This is a genomic window from Silvimonas sp. JCM 19000, from assembly GCF_054652575.1.
In genome coordinates this window covers 1-21,528 of the sequence record NZ_BAAIHC010000042.1, presented here as the reverse complement: position 1 = coordinate 21,528, position 21,528 = coordinate 1, and the positions used below count along the sequence as shown (strand labels likewise).

Sequence of the window (21,528 nt, the reverse complement as noted above, 5' to 3'; positions counted from 1 at the left end):
ACCGTTTGACGCGGAGTTTGTACTGGCGGGCTGAACCCGGCTGCGAAGAGCGCAGAAAAACCACGGCGGGAAAACCCCCGCCGCGTATGCGCCTGCGCATAAAATCCACGCTGCTTCTGGATACCCGGCGAGAGATTCATCAGCGAGGGTTGATCTTCAAGACGGTATCTATGCCTTACGCGTCGGGCGCGGATTGCTGGCGTTTGTATTCGTTACGCTTCATGGTCAGGTAGTCGTCTTTTTCGACTTCATGGAGCTGGTCCGGGTAATGCTCGGTGGCGTCAAACCACCACGTATCGCGCTTGTCCGGCGAGGTCGGGTATTTGAGGTAGGCGGCAATCGCCAGGTAATAGCGCATGGTGTTGCGCTCAACCAGGCCGCGCACGCCGCCGACGGGCTTGCTATCCACTTCGGTAAAGCCTTCTTTATCGCTACCCACGGTGCTGAGATAAGTCTGCATCGCCAGCCGCGCGCTCACGCCAAAGCCATAGGCATAAGAGAGATGGATAAACGTGTGGCCAGCATCCACCGGCACTGATTCCAGCACGATGTGGTAATCCTTGGTCCCCATCGGGCCCGCGCCCGCTTGCAGGCTGACCTTGGAATAATCGGCGCTGCTGGCATCGCTATGCCAGGCAAACTGCAGTTTGTAGGCATCTTTCAGCGGCTGCTCGATCTTACGGCCGGTATAAACCAGCAAATCGGTGGCCGACGCGCCAGCGCGACAGTATTTGATATTCAGATGCAGGATCAGGATGTCGCACCAGTTTTCCGGTTTGTTCACCGCAGCGGCAAACGTGGCAAACGGCTGGTCGATGACCGCGTAGACATCGCCCTTGAGGTTGCTCGAGGTCTGCACCGATTCCAGATACACCGGCTGGTTAAACGCGTTGTGTTGCAACTTGTCGGTCAGCGTCTGGTATCTGGCTTTGAGCGCCGGGCCAGCCTCATCGGCGTGAGCCAGGTTGGCCAGCGCCAGCACAGCGGTCAGCGCCAACAATAATCGCGAAAAAGGCTTCAAGGTGAACTCCAGCGCCCCGGGTTGACGGGTCCGCTACGGTGGCGGGATGACTGCGCTGGCACGACAGCTTGAGTGGCGTCGCGAGGGTGCGCAAGGCCAGGCGCGGGGGCGACGCGCAGGGCGATATGGCTACAGGATAGTGTCTGGCGGCGCACTTTGCCGTCGCCCGGAAGGATGAGCCGGTGCAAGGCATAGACGTAAAAAAGGGCAGGAATCGTCCTCCCCTTCTATGCCTGCCACGGCGCTTTTATGCTTCGAGCTTGGCAAACGCATCGCGCAAAGCGGTGCGCAGGCCCTCTTCAATGACCGGATGGTAGAACGGCATATCCAGCATCTCGGCAATGGTCAGCCCCTGTTGCAATGACCACGCCAGCGTATGCGCAATGTTCTCGGCACGCGGCCCTATCCATTCAGCGCCAAGGAACATGCCGGTGTCAGCATCGGCGTAGACATGCATCAGGCCTTTGTTCTTCAACATCACGCGGCTGCGGCCCTGATCTTCAAAGCTCACTTCCCCGGTCACAAAGCTGCCTTCGCGCAAATCGATAAAGCGCTTGCCCACCATGGCGATTTGCGGATCGGAGAACACCACGCCGATGGTGGCACGGCGCAGGCCGGGCACCACATGCGGATACAGCGCCGCATTAGTACCCGCAGTTTTACCTTCGTCGGCGGCTTCGTGCAGCAGCGGCAGCACGTTGTTGGCATCGCCCGCAATAAAGATCGGCGCGGTGCCACATTGCAGGGTTTCCGGATCAAACACCGGTACGCCACGCGCGTTCAGCTCGATTCCGGCATTTTCCAGGCCCAGCTTGCTCACGTTGGGGGTACGACCGGCCGCGCTCAGTACGTAATCAAAATGCTCGGTAACTTCTTCGCCCTGCAGATTTACATAGGTGATGCAGGCTCTGTCGCCTTCGCGGCCCATCTTGATGATCTTTGCATCCGGGTCGAAGTGGAATTCTTCGGCAAAGACTTTTTTGGCATAGCTACGAATGGCCGGATCAGACAGCGGCCCGACGCCACCGCGCACACCAAACAAGCGCACTTTTACGCCAAGGCGCGACAAGGCCTGGCCCAGTTCCAGACCGATAACGCCGGGACCAAACACCGCCACACTGCCGGGCAAATCATCCCAGGCAAAAACGTCGTCGTTGACGATCAGCCGGTCGCCAAACACATGGAACGCTTCCGGCACGGCCGGGCTGGAACCGGTGGCAATGACCACGCGCGAGGCTTTAACCGTGATTTCTTCGTTCACCAACAGCGTGGTGTTGTCCACAAAGCGGGCATAGCCCACCAGTTTGTCTTCGGCCGGAATGTTTTCAACGCCGCGCACCACAAAACCCACAAAGCGATCGCGCTCGCGTTTGACCCGGTCCATGACTTCACGTCCGTTGACCCGGATCTGGCCATCCACATGCACGCCAAAAGCAGCGGTATGCCGCAGTTCATGGGCCGCTTCGGCCGCAGCGATCAACAATTTGGACGGCATGCAGCCAACGCGCGCACACGTGGTGCCATACGGGCCGCCTTCGATGACCACCGCGGTTTTGCCATTCATACGGGCGGCACGATATGCGGCCAGGCCAGCGGTGCCAGCGCCAATTACTGCAACATCAATTTCGACGGTCTTGGTCATGGTTTATGTTCCTGAGTCTGGTGACGAACAATCACTGAACCTGAGCCTGCGCGGCGCACACGCTCAGGTTCGGTGACTGTGGGGTGGTATTGAGCAAAGCGGCGGCGGGTGATCCACCCGCCGCCGGCATTACACCTTCAGTCCGGTATTACTCAAGCCGCAACAAACTTCTCGACTTCTTCCGAACCGCCAATCAACTTGCCGTTAACGAAGACTTGCGGCGCGGTGACCTTGCCTGCCAGTGCGCCCAGCACTTTGCCGCGAACCTTGTTGTCCAGCGGCACTTCTACAAAGTCATAACCGGCGGCCGACAACTGTTCTTTGGCCTTGGCGCAGAAACCGCAACCCACTTTGGTAAACACCACGACCTGATCCGGCTTTTTGGCGCCCGGTGCCACGTAGTCGAGCATGGTGTCGGCGTCGGACACTTCAAACGGATCGCCTTCTTTTTCCGGCTCGATAAACATCTTGTCGACCACGCCGTCCTTCACCAGCATGGAATAGCGCCAGCTGCGCTTGCCAAAGCCAAGGCCTGCCTTGTCAACCAGCATGCCCATGCCTTCAGTGAACTCGCCGTTGCCGTCCGGAATCATGGTGATGTTGGCGGACTCTTGATCCTTGGCCCATTCGTTCATCACAAAGGTGTCGTTGACCGAAACGCAAAGGATGGCATCGATGCCGTGTTGCTTGAATGCAGGAGCCAGTTCGTTGTAACGCGGCAGATGGGTGCTCGAACATGTCGGGGTGAAGGCGCCCGGCAGCGAGAACACGACCACGTTCTTACCCTTGAACAGTTCGTCGGTGGTGACGTCTTTCCAGTCATTGCCTTCGCGGACGCGGAAAGTGACGTTAGGGACGCGTTGACCTTCACGGGATTGCAGCATGGGTATAGCTCCTTGAGGGGGTTAAGCAAAAATTCAGTGAGGCGATTATGCTGGCGGCATCGGGATTGATCCAATTTATTGTTCATTGCCTATCGATAGGCAAAACAAATCGGACACCATGCCGCAGAGACTGGCTTCAGCTTAGTAAGTAAGGACGAGGTCTGGTTCGGTCTAGTGGCCGATGCCGTGAAAACGGGGATGACAGAAGGCGGAAAAGTGCCTTGCCTTTGGCTGGGCCGCGCAATTTCTTATAAAACAAGCGTGCTTACAGCGGATCAGCCGGCGGTAAGGGCTGCTGCCAGAGCCAGGCATCCAGCGCCGCCAACACGCTACTGCGCGCGGGTTCGGCTTCGTTCAGCAACTCGTGGTACAGCGTGGGAAACAGCTGGAACGTCAGCAGATGGGCGGGTGCGCGCGCAGCAAAGTCGATGCTGCCGCTGGGATCGACCAGATCATCATCGCCCGCCGCCAGCAACAAGGTGGGAACGCTGAGCGTGCGAGCATCGCGGATGGCCGCCCGACCCGCGCTCACGATAAACGCCGCCAGCCGTGGCGTCATGCGGCCGTGGCGCAAAGGATCGGCGACAAAAGCAGCGTGCACCGTTGGATCATGCGACAACTTGAGCGAGGGCACGCGGGGCGGCAACGCTTTGTGCGGCGCCGCCAGCGCCAGCACGCGTGCCAGATTTTGCAGATAACGTGGTGCACGCGGGCGCAAGGCCGGCGATGACAAAATCATGCCGCTAGGTGTGACCCGACCCGAAGTCACCGCGCGCGCGCACACGGCCCCGCCCATGCTGTGGCCGAGTAAAAGCGGCGCAAAACCGAGCTCGCGCCGATATTGCGCATAGACATGCGTCAGATCGTCCAGCAGCACTGCACTGCGGCGCAAACGCCCGCGCGGCCCCGGGCTCTGGCCGTGGCCGCTGTGGTCGTAACTGCGTGCGGCATAACCGCGCGCGTTAAACCATTGCGCCAGCGCCTGGTAGCGACCGCTATGTTCGCCGAGGCCGTGCACCAGCAAAACCGCATGGCGGGGCGACGCAACAGGCCAGTCGCGCAGATAAAGAGAGGGAGTCGGGGCAGTCACATCGGGCATTGTAGTGAGGTCCTTGCAGCGCCGCCGTTTTAATTACTGACGCGATCGCCCGCCCTGCCCCACGCGAACGCCATGCAATAAAAAACCCCGGCCGAAGCCGGGGTTTTGGGGTAAACGTCACCGCCAGTGTCACAAGAAAATCAACGCTGCCTTAGTGCGCACCGTGGCTGTCAGGCAGCTCGTCCAGCGCGCGCACTTCGGCGTCTTCGGCCGCGTGGGCGCTGGCGTTATGGTCAGCGGCCAGCATCATGTACACCGCGGGCACGACGTACAGCGTAAACAACGTACCGATCGAAATACCCGTGGCAATCACCAGACCCATATTAAAGCGGCCCAGCGCACCGGCGCCCGAAGACAGAATCAGCGGCATTACGCCCAGCACCATGGCGGCGGTGGTCATCAGAATCGGACGCAGGCGGATGCCGGCGGCGTCTTCAATCGCCTTGCGTTTACCGTGGCCCAGCTTTTGCTGCTGGTTGGCAAACTCCACAATCAAAATGCCGTGCTTGGCAATCAAGCCGATCAAGGTCACCAGGCCAACTTCTGAATAGATATTCAGACTGGCGCCGCCCAGGCCCAGCGACACAAAGATCATGGCGCCGCAAATCGACATAGGCACCGATACCATCACAATCAGAGGATCACGGAAGCTCTCGAACTGCGCGGCCAAGGCCAGGAAAATAATGATCAGCGCAAACACAAAGGTCACGATCAGCGCCGAGCTTTCCTGCACAAACTGCCGGGACTGGCCCGCGTAATCCACCGTGTAGCCTTGCGGCAGCGTGTCTTTGGCGATTTCCTGCAGCGTGGTAATGGTCTCGCCCAGCGTCACCCCGATCATCGGCACACCCGAAATTGTGGCCGAGTTCATTTGCTGGAAGTGGTTCAACTGCTGCGGAATGACCGTGGTTTTGACCTTGGCCACGGTCGACAGCGGAATCACCGTGCCCGCGCTGGTGGTGATCTGGTAATCCAGCAATTGATCCGGATTGAGACGGTCTTCGCGGCCCACTTGCGGAATCACCTTGTACGAACGACCGGCCAGGCTGAAGTAATTAACGTAGCCGCCGCCCAAAGCCGAACCCAGCGCATTGCCCAGATCCTTCATCGACAGGCCCAGTTGCGAGGCCTTGTCGCGATCAAACGTGATTTCGGTTTGCGGCTTGTCGTACTTCAAGTCGATATCCGAGTAGATAAAGATGCCGCGTTGCAGCGCCTTGGCGCGCAGTTCCTGCACCACTTCATTCAATTGCTGGAAGTTGTTGGTGGTGTTGATGACAAACTGCACGGGCAACCCACCGCCCCCACCGGGCAACGGCGGCGGCTGGAACGACACCGCCTGCGCCCCGGCAATGCCGGCCATCTTGGCCTGCACTTGCGGCTGCAGCGTGTTGGAAGTGACTGTGCGCTCGTCCCATGGCTTGAGCACCATGCCGCCGATACTGCTGTTCAGGCCCGACACACCGGTCAACTGGAACACGTGATCCGTTTCGGGGAAGGACTTGAACACATCGAACACTTGTTTGGCGTCTATCTGGCTTTGCTTGAGCGAGGCATTGGGCGCGCCGGTGCTCATGCTCAGCACGATGCCCTGATCTTCTTGCGGTGCCAGCTCGCTCTTCGAGGTGACAAACAAGAAATAGATACTCACCAGCACGATCAAGGCAAATACACCGACCACCGGCAGATAGTTAAGCGAGCCGGTAAGCGAACGCTCATAGCGCACGCGCAGCTTGTCAAACTGCTTGTCCAGCCACTTGGCCAGTTTTTCCGGATGCGCCGGATCAGGTGCGCGCAAAAACTTGGCGGTCATCATTGGCGACAGCGTCAGCGCGATAATCGCCGACACGCCGACCGCACCGGCCAAAGTAAATGCAAACTCGGTAAACAGTGCCCCGGTCAGGCCACCCATAAAGCCGATAGGTACATACACCGCGATCAGCACCACCGAGATGGCGATAATCGGGCCCGCCAGTTCGCGCGCGCCGCGTATGGCGGCCTGGAATGGCGTCAAGCCGTCTTCGATATGGCGGTGGACGTTTTCCACCACGATGATGGCGTCATCGACCACCAGACCAATCGCCAGCACCAGCGCCAGCAAGGTCAGCAAGTTGATGGTGTAGCCCAGCGCCAACATGATGGCAAACGCACCGATCAGCGACAGCGGCATGGCAATCACCGGGATGATCACCGAGCGCAGCGAGCCGAGGAACAAGAAGATCACCACGGTAACGATCAGCAGCGCTTCGCCCAACGTCCAGATCACTTCGTGAATGGCGCTGTTGACGTACTTGGTGGCGTCATACACCACCGTGCCTTGCAGGCCCGATGGCAATTGCGCCTGGACCTCGGGCATGGTCTTGCGCACGTTATCGATGACGGTCAGCAAGTTGGCGTTAGGCGCCACCTTGATACCGACGTACACCGCCTGCACGCCGTCAAAGCCCACTTGCGTGTTGTAGTCCTCGGAACCCAAAGACACATTGGCCACATCAGACAAACGCACGATCGCGCCGTCTTTTTGTTTGACGATCAGCTTGTCGAACTCATCGGCCGAATGCAGGCCGGTATCGGCGGTCAGGTTAACCGTGACCATATTGCCGTCGGTGCGGCCCACCGCCGAAATAAAGTTGTTGTTGGCCAACGCCGTCGATACATCGGCCGCAGTCACGCCATATGCGGCCAGTTTCTTCGGATCGATCCAGACGCGCATGGCAAAGCGGCGCTCGCCGAGGATTTCGGCCTGCTGCACGCCATCCACCGCTTGCAGCTTGGGCTGCACCACGCGGATCAGGTAATCGGTGATCTTGTTGGGCGGCAAGGCCTTGCTATAGAAGCCGATATACATCGAATCGATGGTGTCGCCCACCGAGATCGAAATCACCGGCTGTTGCGATTCGGGCGGCAGTTGGTTCAGCACCGCATTCACCTTGGAGGTGATTTCGGTCAGTGCCTTGTTGCCGTCGTAGTTCAGGCGCAGCGTGGCGCTGATGCTGGAGCTACCTTGCGTGCTGGTGGAGGTCATGTAATCAATGCCCTCCGCCTGCGCGATCGAGTTCTCGAGCGGCGTCGTAATAAAGCCCGCCACCAGCTCCGGATCAGCACCGGTGTAGGTGGTGTTGATATTGATTACTGCGTTTTCGGTCTTGGGATATTGCCGGATCGGCAACATCTGCAAAGACCGCAAACCCAGCACCAGTATCAGCAGGGACAGCGTGGTCGCCAGCACGGGGCGGCGGATGAAAATATCGGTAAAGCGCATCTGGCTAACCTCGTAGTGCGCGCGGGGCCAGGCCCCACGCCAGTGTTTCTGCCGGTCTTATGTGTACTGCGGCGCGCTGTTGGCCCGCCGCCCGGATTACCCCGGCTTAGTCTTCGTTGCCGACCACAGGGTTGGCGCTATCCGACGGTGCCGCCTTGTTGTTGACCACAATGGTGCTGCCGTTCTTGAGCTTGTGCTGACCATTGGTGACCACGTAATCGCCTTCCTTCAGGCCGGCCGTAATCGCCACCTGATCGCCACGGGTCTGGCCTGCGGTCACAAAGGTCTGTTTGACCACTTGCGTCGCATTGCCCTTGTCGTCTTTCGGACCATCGCTGATCAGAAACACCACTTCGCCATACGGATTAAAGGCGACCGCAGTTTGCGGCAGGGTCAGATATTTGATCGGTGCGGTGGTCGACACCTGCGCCGTGGCAAACATACCGGCCAGCAACTCGCCCTTCGGGTTAGCCACAGCGGCTTCGACCTGGATGTTGCGCGTTGCCGCGTCCACCTTGGCATCCACGGCGGTGATCTTGCCCAGGTAATGCGCCGACGGATTGGCATCGCTCTTGATCTGCACGCTCTGGCCGATCTTGAGCTGGTTCAGCGCCTGTTGCGGTACCAGGAAATCCACCAGGATGGGATCAACGGTTTGCAGCGTCGCCAGCTTGTCACCCGGGTTGATGTATTGGCCCGGGTTGACCGTGGTAATGCCCACCTTGCCCGAGAACGGCGCGCGGATCGTTTTTTTGGCGATGACGGCTTGTTGCTGTGCCACCAATGCGTTTTTGCTGTTCAGATCGGCCACATCGGCATCGACCACGGCTTGCGAGATAGCCTGCGCTTCCAGCTGCGCTTTATCGCGCTTGAGCGTGGTATTGGACAATTCAGCGGCGGCTTGCAGCGAACGCAATTGCGCCACTTCGGTATCGTCATTCAGACGCACCAGCACTTCGCCAGCCTTGACCGTGGTGCCGGACTTCAGCAGCACTTCACGCACTTGCCCCGCAACTTCGCTCGACAGATCGACCCCGCGCACCGCGCGCAGTGTGCCAACAGCCGACAGCGTCGGTTGCCAGTCAGCAAAGCCCACATGCGTGGCGGTGACGGTTTCGGCTGGCGCGTGCTGGTTTGCCAGGTATTTCTTGATCATCTGGCCCTTGAAAATCTGGAAGCCAAAGATGCCCCCAAAAATCACACCAACAACGATCAGCATGATGATCATGCGCTTGGCCATACAAACTCTCCCCGTGGCGTTGGTCTGCAGACCAACTTATGGATGATTACGGTGATTCGGAATGCTTAAGTAAACGGTGTGCGGTGCAACCTTAGCTGGCAGGCGCCGCGGCCACCGCAGACGCGCTGGCTGCGCTGACGCTATCCGCGGTCAGCCCGCCCCCCACCGCCTGGAACAAGGTGGCGCTATCGGACAAACGCGCGGCGCTGGCTTGCCACAAGTTGAGCTGGGTTTGCTGGTACTGCACTTGGGCAATCAGCAAAGCAGTAAACGAGCTACCGCCGAGCTTGTAGCGCGCTTCAGTAAAATTGAGCGACCGTTGCGCCGCTTTGGCCGCATCCACCCGCGCGTTCAGCTCGTTGGCGTCTTGCTGCACGGCTTGCAGACTGTCGGCCACGTTCTGGAAGGCGGTCAGCACGGTTTGCTGGTATTGCGCCCAGCTTTGTTCCAGCCCCGCTTCGGCGGCACGTTTCTGTGCTTGCAGCGAACCGCCGTTAAAGATCGGCTGCAGCAATTTGGCGCCCAGGCTCCAGACATTCAGATCGTCAAAGCTCATGCCGCTGCTGCCGTACGAGGTATACCCGCCGGTGGCCGACAAAGTGATTTGCGGATACAGATTGGCCGTGGCCACGCCGACGCGCGCGCTTGACGCATGCAATAGCGCTTCGGCCGCGCGGATATCCGGACGCTGCCGCACCAGTTGCGACGGCAGGCTGACCGGCAGCGTGTCGGGCAGCTTCAGATCATCCAGCGTAATGGCCGGGGTTTCGCGATCAGGCGTGCGGCCCAGCAAAACCGCCAGTTGATTGCGCGCTTGCGCCAGGCTTTTATTCAGGCCCGGCAACGTGGCACGCACCCCCGCCACTTGCGCCAGCTGCGTCGATACATCGGCTTGCGAGGCAGCGCCCAGCTCAAACTGCTTTTGCAGAATATCGAGCTGATGCTGTTGCAAATCGACCAGCCCTTGCGTCACTTCCACCTGCTTGCGCAACGATGCTTCATTGATCGCCGCCAGCACGATATTGGCGGCCAGGGTCAGGCGGGCGCCTTGCAGTTCGTATTGCTGGTAATCGACTTGCGCGGCCAGGTTTTCCAGTGCGCGTTTGTTGCCGCCAAAGGCATCAAAGGTATAAGAAACGGTCAGGCCGACGTTATAGGTGTTGTACAGCTCGGCGCCAAAGCCCTCGCCCGGGCTGACTTTCTGCCGCGATGCGCTCAGCGTGCCATCCACGCGCGGATAAACCGTCGAGCCATACTGGGCATTGAAGTTTTCCTGGGACTGGCGCAGTGCCGCGCGCATCGAGGCGATATTGGGGCTGTTGCGTAAGCCCTCGTCGACCAGACCGTTGAGCGAAACCGAGCCAAACAGGGTCCACCAGTCCGGCTGCAGCGCCGCGCCCTGGGCCAGCGTCTGGGGTGCGCCCAGCTGGGTATCTGCCTGGGCAGTTTGTGTGGCTGGCGCCGAAGCCGTGTAATTTTGCGCGGTCGGGGCGTCAGGTGTTTTGAAATCCGGCCCCACCGCACAACCGGCGACAAGAACAGACAGAGGAAGCAATACGAACGGTGCAACGCGCATTATTCTTGATCCCGATCATTGCGATGAAGTCTTTGCTGCGCGCCGCCACTTGCCCACGGGCGCGCCTTGAAAAGGTAGGGGCTGTCAGATACACGTCGCAAGCTTGATCGCAAGCTTGAAAGCCACGCGCGTAGATGAAAGCTGTCTGGGCGGCATATTAATAGAACGTCCGTCCGGCCGTCCAGACTGTTTAATTCAACAACTATTTGATGTTGAACTACCCACACGGTCAAGTGCCTGTTTTGCTGGAGAAAGCTTGTGGACAGCGGGATTATGAGCAGACAAACGGAACGAGCGTTCTGTGTCATAAACGCCATGCAAAACAGCTTTAAACGCCCGCGCCCTGGAAATCCCCTACTAGCGCCGCGCCGGATTTTTGTATGATGTGCAGCTAATTCAAACACTTGTTTAAAACCCGTGGAGGAGCACTACATGTCCGCCTACCCTCACCTGCTGGCACCGCTGGATCTGGGCTTTGTAACGCTGCGCAATCGCGTGCTGATGGGATCGATGCACACGGGGCTGGAAGAACAAGAAGACAGCCTGAGCGCGCTGGCCGCGTTTTATGCCGAACGCGCGGCGGGCGGCGTGGGCCTGATCGTCACAGGGGGTATTGCCCCCAATCCGGAAGGTCGCATTTATGGCGGCGCGGCCATGCTCAACGATGCCACCGCGGTAGCGCGCCATCGCCAGGTCACCGACGCCGTGCATCAACACGATGGCCGTATCTGTCTGCAGATCCTGCACGCGGGCCGCTATGCCGGGCATCCGGATGCCGTGGGTGCCAGTGCCATCGTCGCGCCGATTTCGCCGTATACGCCGCGCCCGCTCAGCGATGCTGAAATCTGGCAAACCATCGCCGACTTTGCCCGCACCGCCGAGCTGGCGCGCGAAGCGGGCTATGACGGCGTCGAAATCATGGGTTCGGAAGGTTATTTGATTAACCAGTTTCTGAGCCTGCACGCCAATCAGCGCAATGACGACTGGGGCGGCGCTTTCAGCAATCGCATGCGGCTGGCGGTGGAGATCGTTAAAGCCGTGCGCGCACGCGTGGGCGCGGCGTTCATTGTGATTTTCCGCTTATCCATGCTTGATCTGGTGCAGGACGGCAGCACGCTGGATGAGGCCATCGAACTGGCGCAAGCACTCGAAGCGGCCGGCGTCACCCTGATCAACACCGGCATCGGCTGGCACGAAGCCCGCATCCCCACCATCGCCGCCGCCGTGCCACGCGCCGCCTTTGCCTGGGTAACCGAGCAGATCCGCCCGCACGTGCAGGTGCCGTTGATTGCGGTCAATCGCATTAACACGCCCGAGATTGCCGAAGACATCCTCGCGCGCGGCATTGCCGATATGGTGTCGCTGGCGCGCCCGATGCTGGCCGACGCCGACTTTGTTAATAAAGCAGCAGCGGGCAAAGCCGACGAAATCAACACCTGTATCGCCTGTAACCAGGCCTGTCTGGACCAGGTATTCCAGGGCCAGCCCGCCAGTTGCCTTGTCAACCCGCGTGCTTGCCGTGAGCTGGAATGGGTGATCAAGCCGGTGACCACGCAGCGGCGGGTGGCCGTGGTGGGCGCTGGTCCGGCCGGGATGGCGACGGCGGTGACCGCGGCGCAACGCGGTCATGCTGTGACCTTGTTTGAAGCCAGCGCGGCGCTGGGCGGCCAGTTCCGTATTGCCAGCCGTATTCCGGGCAAAGAAGAATTCAAGGAAACCCTGCGTTATTTTGAGCGCCAGATCGCGCTGCACCACGTCAACGTGCGCCTCAATCAGCGTGCCAGTGCGGCCGAGCTGGCTGAGTTTGACGACGTCATCATCGCCACCGGGGTGCGCCCGCGCGAGCCCGATATCGCGGGCATCGACCATCCGATGGTGCTGCGCTATCCGCAGGTTTTGCGCGGCGAAGTCAGCGTGGGCCAGCGCGTGGCCCTGATCGGCGCTGGCGGCATCGGCGTGGATACGGCGGTGTACTTGTCCGAGCCCGCCGCCCGTCCCGACGAAGACGTCATCGCAGCCTATCGCGCCGAATGGGGCATCGACGCCAGCATCAGCACGCCTGGCGGTCTGGCCCCGGCACGGCCGCACGTACCCACTCGCCAAATCTGGTTATTGCAACGGCGCGCGGGCAAACCCGGTGCGGGCCCCGGCAAGACCACGGGCTGGGTGCATCGGCTGACGCTGCAACATCGCAAGGTCAACCTGCTGGGCAGTGTGGAATACCTGCGCATCGACGACGCCGGCTTGCATATTCGCGTCAAAGGCGAGGAGCAATGCCTGGCGGTCGATAACGTGGTGTTGTGCGCGGGCCAGGAGTCGGTGAATGGCCTTGTGGCCGAGCTGGCAGCGTTGGGCAAAACCGCGCATGTGGTCGGTGGCGCAGAAGAAGCGCGCGAAATCGATGCGCGTCGTGCCATTGCGGGCGGGATGAAGATTGCGATGAGTTTGTAAAGCGCGTCCGGGGCGTCCGCGGTCAGGCCGGACGCCCACCCCACCCCATCGGATTGCTCCCGATTGCGCATGTGCCTATGCCACAGCGCAGTTGCAGCGCCGCCGGTTAGACTGCGCGCCACCTTATTGCGGAAGCTCCCTCCATGTTTGCGCTACGCGCTGCTGTTCTTGTTTTGCTGGCCGCTGTGGCCATGTTGTCGGCCTGTAGCAAAGTCACCCAGGAAAATTACGAGAAGATCGATACCGGCATGGTGCGCGGCGATGTGATCAAGCTGCTGGGCGAGCCCGACCAAGCCGATAGCGGTTCGGTATTGGGCATCAGTGGCGAAACCGCAATCTGGGAACACGCCGGTACCGTGATTACCCTGCGCATCGTCAATGGCATGGTGATTGCCAAGGATTTGCACAGCAAGTAATCCGCCCCCCGCGCCTGCCGGAGCGCGCCCTTTGGCCTAAGCTGAAAACTCCTGTTTTCTCCGGGCCAGCTCCCATGCAGACGCCATCCAACCAGCCGCCCGCGCTGGAACACTACAATCTGTGGGCCAACGACCTGCCGCTGCAACAAGCGGCTGGCCGCATCGTCGGTGCGGAAATGGCGCAACGCCTCAACGGCGTCGGCCAGGCCATCGGGCAACCCACTTTCTTTGCGCTGGGCCGCAGCGCCAATCGCTATCCGCCGGAACTGCGCCGTTATGGCCCGGATGGCGAACGGATCGATGAACTCGAATTCCATCCGTCCTGGCATGCCCTGATGATGCAGGCGGCCGATATGCGCCTGCATAACGGGCCGTGGCTGGATCAGGAGGATTCCGCCGTCTCGCGCGCCGTGCGCTTTATGCTGGTGGCGCAGATCGAGGCAGGCGTGTTGTGTCCGATGACCATGACATACGGGGCCTATCCGGTACTGACGCAATCGCTGGTGAGGGAGGGTGGCGTGTTTGATGGCTGGCGCACACCCCTGGATAGCAGCAATTACGATCCGCGTGATCTACCGGGCTCAGCCAAGGGCGGCCTGCTGATCGGCATGGGCATGACCGAACGCCAGGTTGGCTCAGACGTGCGCGGCACCACCACCACCGCCACCCCCGATCAACTGGCCGGACCAGGCCATATGTACCGCCTGAGCGGGCATAAATGGTTTTATTCGGTGCCGCAAAGCGATGCGCATCTGGTGCTGGCGCAAACGCCGGGCGGCTTGTCCTGCTTTCTGGTGCCACGCCGTCTGCCCGATGGCAATCGCAACGATATCTATATCGAACGGCTCAAGGACAAGCTGGGCAACCGCTCCAATGCCAGCGCTGAAGTTGAATTTGATGATGCCTGCGGCTGGCTGATCGGCGAGGAAGGCCGTGGCGGCGCCACCATCCTGCAGATGGGCAGCCATACCCGCTTTGATTGCGCGTTGGGCAGCCTGGGCATGATGCGACGCGCCATCTCGATTGCCATGCACCACGCGCATGAGCGCTACACCTTTGGCAAGCCGCTGGCCGAGCATGATCTGATGCAGCAAGTGCTGGCTGATCTGGCGCTGGAAATGGAAGGCCTGATCGCGCTGGCCCTCGAACTGGCGCAAGCGCGCGACCCGCAAGCCAGCGAGGCCGAACAACGCTGGGCGCGCTTGCTCACGCCCGCCTTTAAATACGTGGTGTGCCAGCGCGGCATCGGTTTTGTTGCCGAGTGCATGCAGGTGCTGGGTGGCAATGGCTATATCGAAGAAAACGATCTGCCGCGCTTGTACCGCGAAATGCCGGTCAATGCGATCTGGGAAGGTTCCGGCAATATCATGGCGCTGGATGTGCAACGCGCGCTGATCCGTGATCCTGCGCTGCTCGATTTATTGCAGGAACGCATGGCGCCAGCCTGCGCCGCCAACAGCGTGCTGGGCCAGGCCTGGCAGGGCTTGCGGGCCCGACTCCAGCAGCCAGCCGAAGCCGATATGCGCACGCTGACCGAAAGCCTGATCGATATTGCCGTTGCCGCCAGCCTGACCGCACATGGCCCCGAACTGGTCGCCACGGCCTGGGGGGCAGCGCGGCTGGAGCATGGCGCGGGGCAGTACGGCGCGCGGCCGCTGGCGGGGGCGCGGGCATTGCTGTTGCAACGCGTGTGGCCGGACGAACACGACCACTGAAGCCAGCGCATGCCGCGCCCGTCCGACCATCGGGCCGGTGTGACAATCGCAGCATAAAAACAAGCCACGCAAACGTTTGCTTTTACATAAAATACACGGCTGCTGTAACCAACAAGCCCGACCGCTCGCCCCGCGATGCCGGCCAAGCGGCTGGACTGTGTGATGCCTACCCTGACTTTGAGTACCCGCCTGCGCCAACGCCCGGACCTGACTTCGATTGCCTTTCTGGTCGTCGCGTTCTTGACGGGCGTGGCTGCGTCTTTGCAAATTCCCACCCTCAGCCTGTATCTGACGGGTCATGTCGGCGTGCGGCCCATCATGGTCGGCTTGTTCTATACCGTCAGCGCCGTGGTCGGCATCGGCGTCAGCCAATGGCTGGCGCACCATTCCGACAAAGCAGGGGGCGACCGCCGCCGCTTGATTGTGTTTTGCTGCATCGCGGGTTTTCTGGGCTGTCTGATTTTTGCTTTCAGCCGCTCCTACTGGCTGCTGATCACGCTGGCCGTGCTGTTCGGCAGCTTTGGCGGCACCGCCAATCCGCAAGTATTTGCCTATGCGCGCGAGCACGCCGACCACGTCAAACGCGAAGCGGTGATGTTCAATTCCATCATGCGCGCGCAGGTGTCACTGGCCTGGGTGATCGGCCCGCCCTTGTCATTTGCGCTGGCCATCGGTTTTGGTTTTCCCACCATGTATTGCATCTCGGGGCTGTCGTTTGTGGCGTGTGCAGCGCTGGTCTGGCGCGCGCTGCCACTGGTGCCACAACGGCCCCATCACGAAACCGCGCATTTGCCCAAAATCAAATGGTGGAAAGATCCGCAAGTGCGTTTGCTGTTTATTGGTTCGGTGATGATGTGGACCTGCAACAGCATGTATTTGATCAACATGCCTTTGTATGTGACGCAAGTCCTGCATCTGCCGGAAAAAACCGTCGGCTTGCTGATGGGCACGGCCGCCGGGCTGGAAATTCCGGCGATGCTGGTTGCCGCGTATTACTGCCGCACCTTGGGCAAGCGCGTGATGATGCGGTTTGCCACTTTTGCCGGTGTGCTGTTTTACCTGGGCGTGAGCTTTGCCACCAATGAATACGCCATGGTGGCGCTGCAATTGCTCAACGCCATCTTTATTGGCGTGATTGCCGGGATCGGCATGCTGTATTTCCAGGATTTGATGCCCGGCCAGATCGGTACCGCCACCACCTTGTTCGCCACCACCACCCGCACCGGCTCGATCATTGCCGGAGCCATCGCCGGCACGGTGGCAGAACTGTGGGGCTATCACGCGGTATTTTATGTGGCGCTGTGCAGCGTCAGCGGTGCGCTGTTCTGCGTATACCGGCTGAAAGAAGTGTGATGGCCGCACCGCTTATTTTCTGGGCGACACCCACATGCTGATTTGCGCGCGGAACACCACGGTATTGGAGGCATCCAGCACATCCACCGGCACCACCACGGCTTGCGCACCGCGGCCATAGTCAACCTGAGGCCAGATTGCCACGGCGCGCAAGGCGGTCTCGGCCTTGGCCAGATACTCCACCGACATGCCTTTGGGTATCCAGCGATGAGTGGTCGGGATGGTCACTTCGGTCATGGTGCCCGCCGCCAGTTCGGCCATATTGCACATGGCAATCGCATGCACGGTGCCGATATGGTTTTGCACGCTGCGGCGTTTGGCAATACGCACTTCGCACTGGCCCGGCTCCAGCCGTTCAAAGCGCGGTTTGATCGAGCCAAAATACGGCGCCTTGGCACAGAGCAGCCGGGAAAAGATCCATTTGCCAGCGGGCAAGCCGCTGGTTTTACGCCAGAGCGCCAGCACGGGGGAAATCTGAGGCACTTGCACATCCTTGGTTTATCGCCGAATGGCTTGTAGCATCGCATGCGCGGCGGCGTTTTCCCAATCAGGCAGGCCCCGCAGGCTGGCGTTTAAAACGCCTTCTTTTCTTTGCCGTTGCACGAGCCCGCCATGACGATCACCACACACGAACACCTGTCCGCCCTCGCCCACACCATCCAGCAAGCGCAACACATTGCCGTGCTCAGCGGCGCAGGCATGAGCACGGAATCGGGCATCCCGGATTTCCGCTCGGCCAATGGGCTGTTTACCCGCGACCGCAGCTTTGCCGATGTGGTGAATATCGATTATTTCTACGCCGACCCGGCTGGGTTCTGGGCGGCGTTCAAAGAGATTTTCAAGCTCAAGCTGGCGGGCAACTACGAGCCCAACGGCGGCCACCGCTTTCTGGCCGAACTGGAACAAGGCGGCAAACGCGTCAGTGTGCTGACGCAGAATATCGATGGTTTGCACCACAAAGCCGGTAGCTCGGAAGTGCTGGAACTGCATGGCACGCTGGTTAAAGCCACCTGCCTGCAATGCGGCACGCCGCATGATCTGGACTATCTGCAGCAATACGACGTACCGCAATGCCGCCAGTGCGATGAGATTCTGAAACCCGATGTGGTGTTGTATGGCGAGGCGGTGCCCTTGGTGGAACCCGCTTTTGAGCTGGCGGTGCAAGCCGATCTGATGTTGGTGCTGGGTTCGTCGCTGGAAGTAGGCCCGGTTAATCTGATCCCGCGCGAGGCGCGGCGCGCTGGCGTTACCTGCGCCTTGATCAATCTGGAACCCACGCATCTGGATTATGTGTTTGAGCTGCTGGTGCACGACCGCATTGGGGCTACGTGCGACAAGCTGCGCGCTCTCGGGGCGCTGGATTAGCGATAAAGAAACGCTTCGTTGGGTGGGTTATGAGCCGCCCGTCAACGCCAGTGACGAGACCTGACAATTTGGGTTCTTCTTCGTGGCTTCGAGGGGTGGGTCTTGACCCACCCTATGCGTGGCCCCTTCCCGGCCCTTTCAAAGCAAAATGGCACGCCATGTGGCGTGCCATTTTTGTTGCTAGTGCGGCGTGACTGTCACGCTGCTCATCAAGCGGCTTGCAGTTCTATCCCGGCATCGACTTCTTCCACTGCGCGGATTACCACATCGCCTGCGATGGTTTCGTGTTCCAGCAATTCACGCGTCACCGCTTTCAGCGCCGCCGAGTAATGCAGCAGCAGCGCCTCGGTTTCGCCATGCAGACGCTCAAGCAAATCATTGGCCTCATCCAGCGCACGATCACTATTGAACGGCAGACGCATTTCGCCCACGGCTTCGTAGTTCAGCAAGCGGCCGGTATCGCCCAGGCCCAGCGTTGCCACCATGGTCAGCGCCAGTTTGCTGGCTTCTTTCAGATCAGACGATGCGCCGCTCGATGCCTCGTGTGCCAGCAACAACTCGGCACAACGCCCACCCAGCAACATCTTGATGCGGTTTTCCAGCTCGCTGCGACGATGCAGATGCTTGTCTTGCTCCGGCGTCACCAGGGTAATACCCAGCGCCGGGCCACGCGGCAGGATGGTTACTTTTTCCAGGCGGCCGGTGTTCAGCACCTTGGCCAGGATGGCGTGACCGGCTTCGTGCACGGCAATGCGTTCGCGCTCGTCCGGCGTCATCGCGTCGCCACCACCGGTGTCTTCACCGATGCGGCACACTTCCAGCGCTTCCATCATGTGTTCTTGCTCAACCGAATGCTTGTTGGCGCGAGCCGCCACCAAGGCGCTGTGGTTGACGATGTAGGCAATCGCAGCGGGCGTCAGGCCGGTGGTCAGGCGCGCCATCTGGGCAAAGTCGAGTTCCGGCGCGGCTTTGATCTTTTTCGAATACAGATCGAACAGCGCTTCACGGTCTTTCAGATCGGGCAAACGCACTTGAATCTTGCGGTCAAAACGGCCTTCGCGACGCAGCGCTTCGTCCACGTGATCGGCAAAGTTGGTCGCGCCAATCACAATCACGCCGCTGTTGTTAGCAAAGCCATCCATTTCGGCAAGGATTGCGTTGATGATGCGGTTGGCTTCGGCTTCCACCGCGCCACCATGGGCGGTTGAGGTGCGTTTGCCGATACCGTCGATTTCATCGATAAACAACACGCACGGGGCATTCTTGCGCGCTTTGCGGAACAGCGACTTAACCCGCTGCACGCCCACGCCGTAGAACATGGCGGTGAAATCGCTGCCCGTGGTGGCGATAAAGTTAACGCCGCACTCCCCTGCCACCGCTTGCGCCAGCCGGGTTTTACCGGTGCCGGGCGCGCCGGACAACAAGATGCCTTTGGGCGGACGTGCGCCGATTTCAGCAAACGAATCCGGATCTTTCAGATAAGAGATCACATCGTTAAAGGCGGCCTTGGCTTCGCCTGCACCGATCACATCAGCAAACGTCACGTCGGTCTTCTTGCCCAGCAGCTTGAAGCCGCCCTGGAACTGGCGATAAATCGCCACGCCCATAAAGGCAAAGATGCCCAGCGCCGCCAGATCGCTCCACTGGAAGTTCCAGAAGGTGGATTTTTCCAGCGACATCATCGGAAAGGTTGCGTCCTTACCATAGGCATCGAGCACCACCGGGGTAAAGCGCCCGGCTTTGTCGGCCACATAGTAATGATCGCCACCTTGGGTGCTGACCAGGATACCGGCGGCAGTGACGCCTGCGGCAGTAATCTGGTGTGCATTCATATCGTTGAGCAGCGTCGATACGTCGCGTTCATTGGCCGTCCACGTGGCCGGCTCTTCGCGCATTTGCGCAAACGCGGCGGACTGGCCGGTGGTGCTGACCGACGTGCCTTTCCACGGCGCCGCGACCAGAGCAAAGATCACGGCGGCGCCGATAACGACTGCGGCCAGGATCAGCTTCCATTGTTCCTTCAGACTTTCCAGACTTTCCATGTTTACCCTCGTGGATCAGGCATATGTCGATGCCGTTTCGCCTACACCATGCCTCAGATTTTTCTGACGTCGTAGTGGTTCCCGGCCAAATGTACGTTTTACCGATGGGCGGAACCAGAAACGCTTTAACTTCAAGGGCATGTAACTTTGGTGATGTCTTGCATGAGCGGAAAACAGCTAGTCCATAACAAGCCCGGAAAGCCATTTTGCGCGTGAGGTTATCGGTTGTGGGAAAGCGCTGACAGTGTTTTGCTTACGCCACACCCAGATAAGTGCTGATACGCAATGTATGCCTTTGCTGCGGGTGTGGGAACCCGGTGGTCTACTAGGCGGGGCGTGGGGGGCGGTTGGGTATGGGCGGTGGGGAAGGGATCGCTGTGGGGTGCGCAGTGTGGGTGCGCCTGATGCTTGCGGGTGCTTGGCTAGCTTTTTTAACCGCTTGAGCCTGCGGCGTATGTTTTGATGTTCAGCTTGCGCTGAACAAACCTTTTACCGCTTGAGCCTGCGGCGCATGTTTTGATACCCGGGGGTGCCCGGGAGCACGTCACTTTTCTTTGCTTCGCCAAAGAAGAAGTAACCAAAAGAAAGGCGACCCCACTCGCGGCTCCGCCACTCGCCAGGGGGCCCGCAGGTCAAAAGCCGAAACGGACCGTCTGGGACTTCCATTTCTCAGCTGCCGCTCCGCGGAACTTCGGTCGGACGGAGCCCCAAAACCGGGTCTCCTTCCCCTCCCTCGACAGGTAATGTTCGCTGTCTGCCAGGCTTGCTGCCTCGTTGCCTACGGCAACATCGGGTGGGCGTGGTTACGACGGGTAACAATGAACATCCGCACCGCGTGCTTCGCTCGCATCCCGCATGGCCACCGCCGTCTAATTTGTCACCGTTCCCGCCACGAACCACCAACGTCTCATAGGGTGGGTCTGGACCCACCGCCCAAAGTGGCAAGCAAGAACAACAGCGCCGAATCACACGCATGTTTGCCTCCTCACGGAGGCATGCAAAACGAGGGGTGCGTTACCCCGGAGGAACAACGCACGTTTTGGTTATGCCACCGAGGTGATCAAGTGCGTGAAATCCGGAAGGCGGCAAGGAATGACGGGCATGGCGTAATCGGGAAATGTGCGTTGTCCCCGCCAGCGAGGACAAGACCCCTTCGGGTAACGCACCCTATGCGTGCTTTCAAGCAGTAGTGAATTGGCGAGTGATTGGAGTGATCGTTCTTGCCGGTGGCTTTGGGTGGTGGGTCTTGACCCACCCTATGAGACGTTGGCGGTTCGTAGCGGGAACGGTGACAAATCAAACGGCAGTGGCCGTGCGGAGCGGATGCGTTAAGCGGGCGCTGCCGATATTCACTGTCACCCGTCGCAACCACGCCCACCCGATGTTCCGAAGGAACGAGGCAGCAAGCCTGGCTAACAGCAGCCATTACCTGTCGAGGGAGGGGAAGGAGACCCGTTTTTTG

Annotated in this window: 14 protein-coding genes; 5 read left to right on the top strand and 9 right to left on the bottom strand. The window is 60.0% G+C overall.

Going from position 1 to position 21,528, the window contains the following annotated elements:
* Positions 1 to 175: 175 nt before the first annotated feature.
* From ACYQ1A_RS21130 to ACYQ1A_RS21100, 7 genes are all read right to left on the bottom strand, one after another.
* Entirely contained in the window at positions 176 to 1,021 is an 846-nt protein-coding gene (locus ACYQ1A_RS21130) for a hypothetical protein (RefSeq protein WP_499365718.1), read from the bottom strand.
* Between the two features lie 247 nt (positions 1,022 to 1,268).
* On the bottom strand, positions 1,269 to 2,663 hold the full coding sequence (locus ACYQ1A_RS21125) for a dihydrolipoyl dehydrogenase (protein ID WP_499365717.1): 1,395 nt from the start codon (positions 2,661 to 2,663) through the stop codon (positions 1,269 to 1,271).
* Positions 2,664 to 2,815: 152 nt separating this feature from the next.
* Positions 2,816 to 3,547, bottom strand: a complete 732-nt coding sequence (locus ACYQ1A_RS21120) for a glutathione peroxidase (protein WP_499365716.1) — start codon at positions 3,545 to 3,547, stop codon at positions 2,816 to 2,818.
* A gap of 265 nt (positions 3,548 to 3,812) precedes the next feature.
* Entirely contained in the window at positions 3,813 to 4,646 is an 834-nt protein-coding gene (locus ACYQ1A_RS21115; protein WP_499365715.1) for an alpha/beta hydrolase, read from the bottom strand.
* Between the two features lie 151 nt (positions 4,647 to 4,797).
* Positions 4,798 to 7,908: an efflux RND transporter permease subunit gene (locus ACYQ1A_RS21110; RefSeq protein WP_499365714.1), complete on the bottom strand. Its 3,111-nt coding sequence runs from the start codon at positions 7,906 to 7,908 to the stop codon at positions 4,798 to 4,800.
* 106 nt (positions 7,909 to 8,014) lie between these two features.
* Positions 8,015 to 9,148: an efflux RND transporter periplasmic adaptor subunit gene (locus ACYQ1A_RS21105; RefSeq protein WP_499365713.1), complete on the bottom strand. Its 1,134-nt coding sequence runs from the start codon at positions 9,146 to 9,148 to the stop codon at positions 8,015 to 8,017.
* Between the two features lie 91 nt (positions 9,149 to 9,239).
* The gene (locus ACYQ1A_RS21100) at positions 9,240 to 10,724 is read right to left on the bottom strand and encodes an efflux transporter outer membrane subunit (RefSeq protein ID WP_499365712.1); all 1,485 of its coding nucleotides are present in this window, start codon (positions 10,722 to 10,724) and stop codon (positions 9,240 to 9,242) included.
* A gap of 432 nt (positions 10,725 to 11,156) precedes the next feature.
* On the opposite strand from ACYQ1A_RS21100, the gene ACYQ1A_RS21095 reads away from it, so the two are divergent.
* The 4 genes from ACYQ1A_RS21095 to ACYQ1A_RS21080 all read left to right on the top strand — a co-directional run bounded on the left by ACYQ1A_RS21095 (position 11,157) and on the right by ACYQ1A_RS21080 (position 16,659).
* The gene (locus ACYQ1A_RS21095; protein ID WP_499365711.1) at positions 11,157 to 13,175 is read left to right on the top strand and encodes a 2,4-dienoyl-CoA reductase FMN-binding domain-containing protein; all 2,019 of its coding nucleotides are present in this window, start codon (positions 11,157 to 11,159) and stop codon (positions 13,173 to 13,175) included.
* Positions 13,176 to 13,318: 143 nt separating this feature from the next.
* Positions 13,319 to 13,591, top strand: a complete 273-nt coding sequence (locus ACYQ1A_RS21090) for a hypothetical protein (RefSeq protein WP_062225481.1) — start codon at positions 13,319 to 13,321, stop codon at positions 13,589 to 13,591.
* Positions 13,592 to 13,665: 74 nt separating this feature from the next.
* Positions 13,666 to 15,306: an isovaleryl-CoA dehydrogenase gene (locus ACYQ1A_RS21085; protein ID WP_499365710.1), complete on the top strand. Its 1,641-nt coding sequence runs from the start codon at positions 13,666 to 13,668 to the stop codon at positions 15,304 to 15,306.
* A gap of 162 nt (positions 15,307 to 15,468) precedes the next feature.
* Positions 15,469 to 16,659 (top strand): MFS transporter, encoded by a 1,191-nt coding sequence (locus ACYQ1A_RS21080; protein WP_499365709.1) that lies wholly within the window; start codon positions 15,469 to 15,471, stop codon positions 16,657 to 16,659.
* Positions 16,660 to 16,671: 12 nt separating this feature from the next.
* On the opposite strand, the gene ACYQ1A_RS21075 is transcribed toward ACYQ1A_RS21080, so the two are convergent.
* Positions 16,672 to 17,142, bottom strand: coding sequence for a hotdog fold domain-containing protein (locus tag ACYQ1A_RS21075; protein ID WP_499365708.1), 471 nt, complete (start codon positions 17,140 to 17,142; stop codon positions 16,672 to 16,674).
* 129 nt (positions 17,143 to 17,271) lie between these two features.
* Between ACYQ1A_RS21075 and ACYQ1A_RS21070 the strand changes: the two genes are divergently transcribed.
* Positions 17,272 to 18,024, top strand: a complete 753-nt coding sequence (locus ACYQ1A_RS21070) for an NAD-dependent protein deacylase (RefSeq protein ID WP_062225005.1) — start codon at positions 17,272 to 17,274, stop codon at positions 18,022 to 18,024.
* A 209-nt stretch (positions 18,025 to 18,233) separates the two neighbouring features.
* Here ACYQ1A_RS21070 and ACYQ1A_RS21065 read toward each other — a convergent pair whose 3' ends face one another.
* Positions 18,234 to 20,066: an AAA family ATPase gene (locus ACYQ1A_RS21065; protein ID WP_499365707.1), complete on the bottom strand. Its 1,833-nt coding sequence runs from the start codon at positions 20,064 to 20,066 to the stop codon at positions 18,234 to 18,236.
* Positions 20,067 to 21,528: the final 1,462 nt, after the last annotated feature.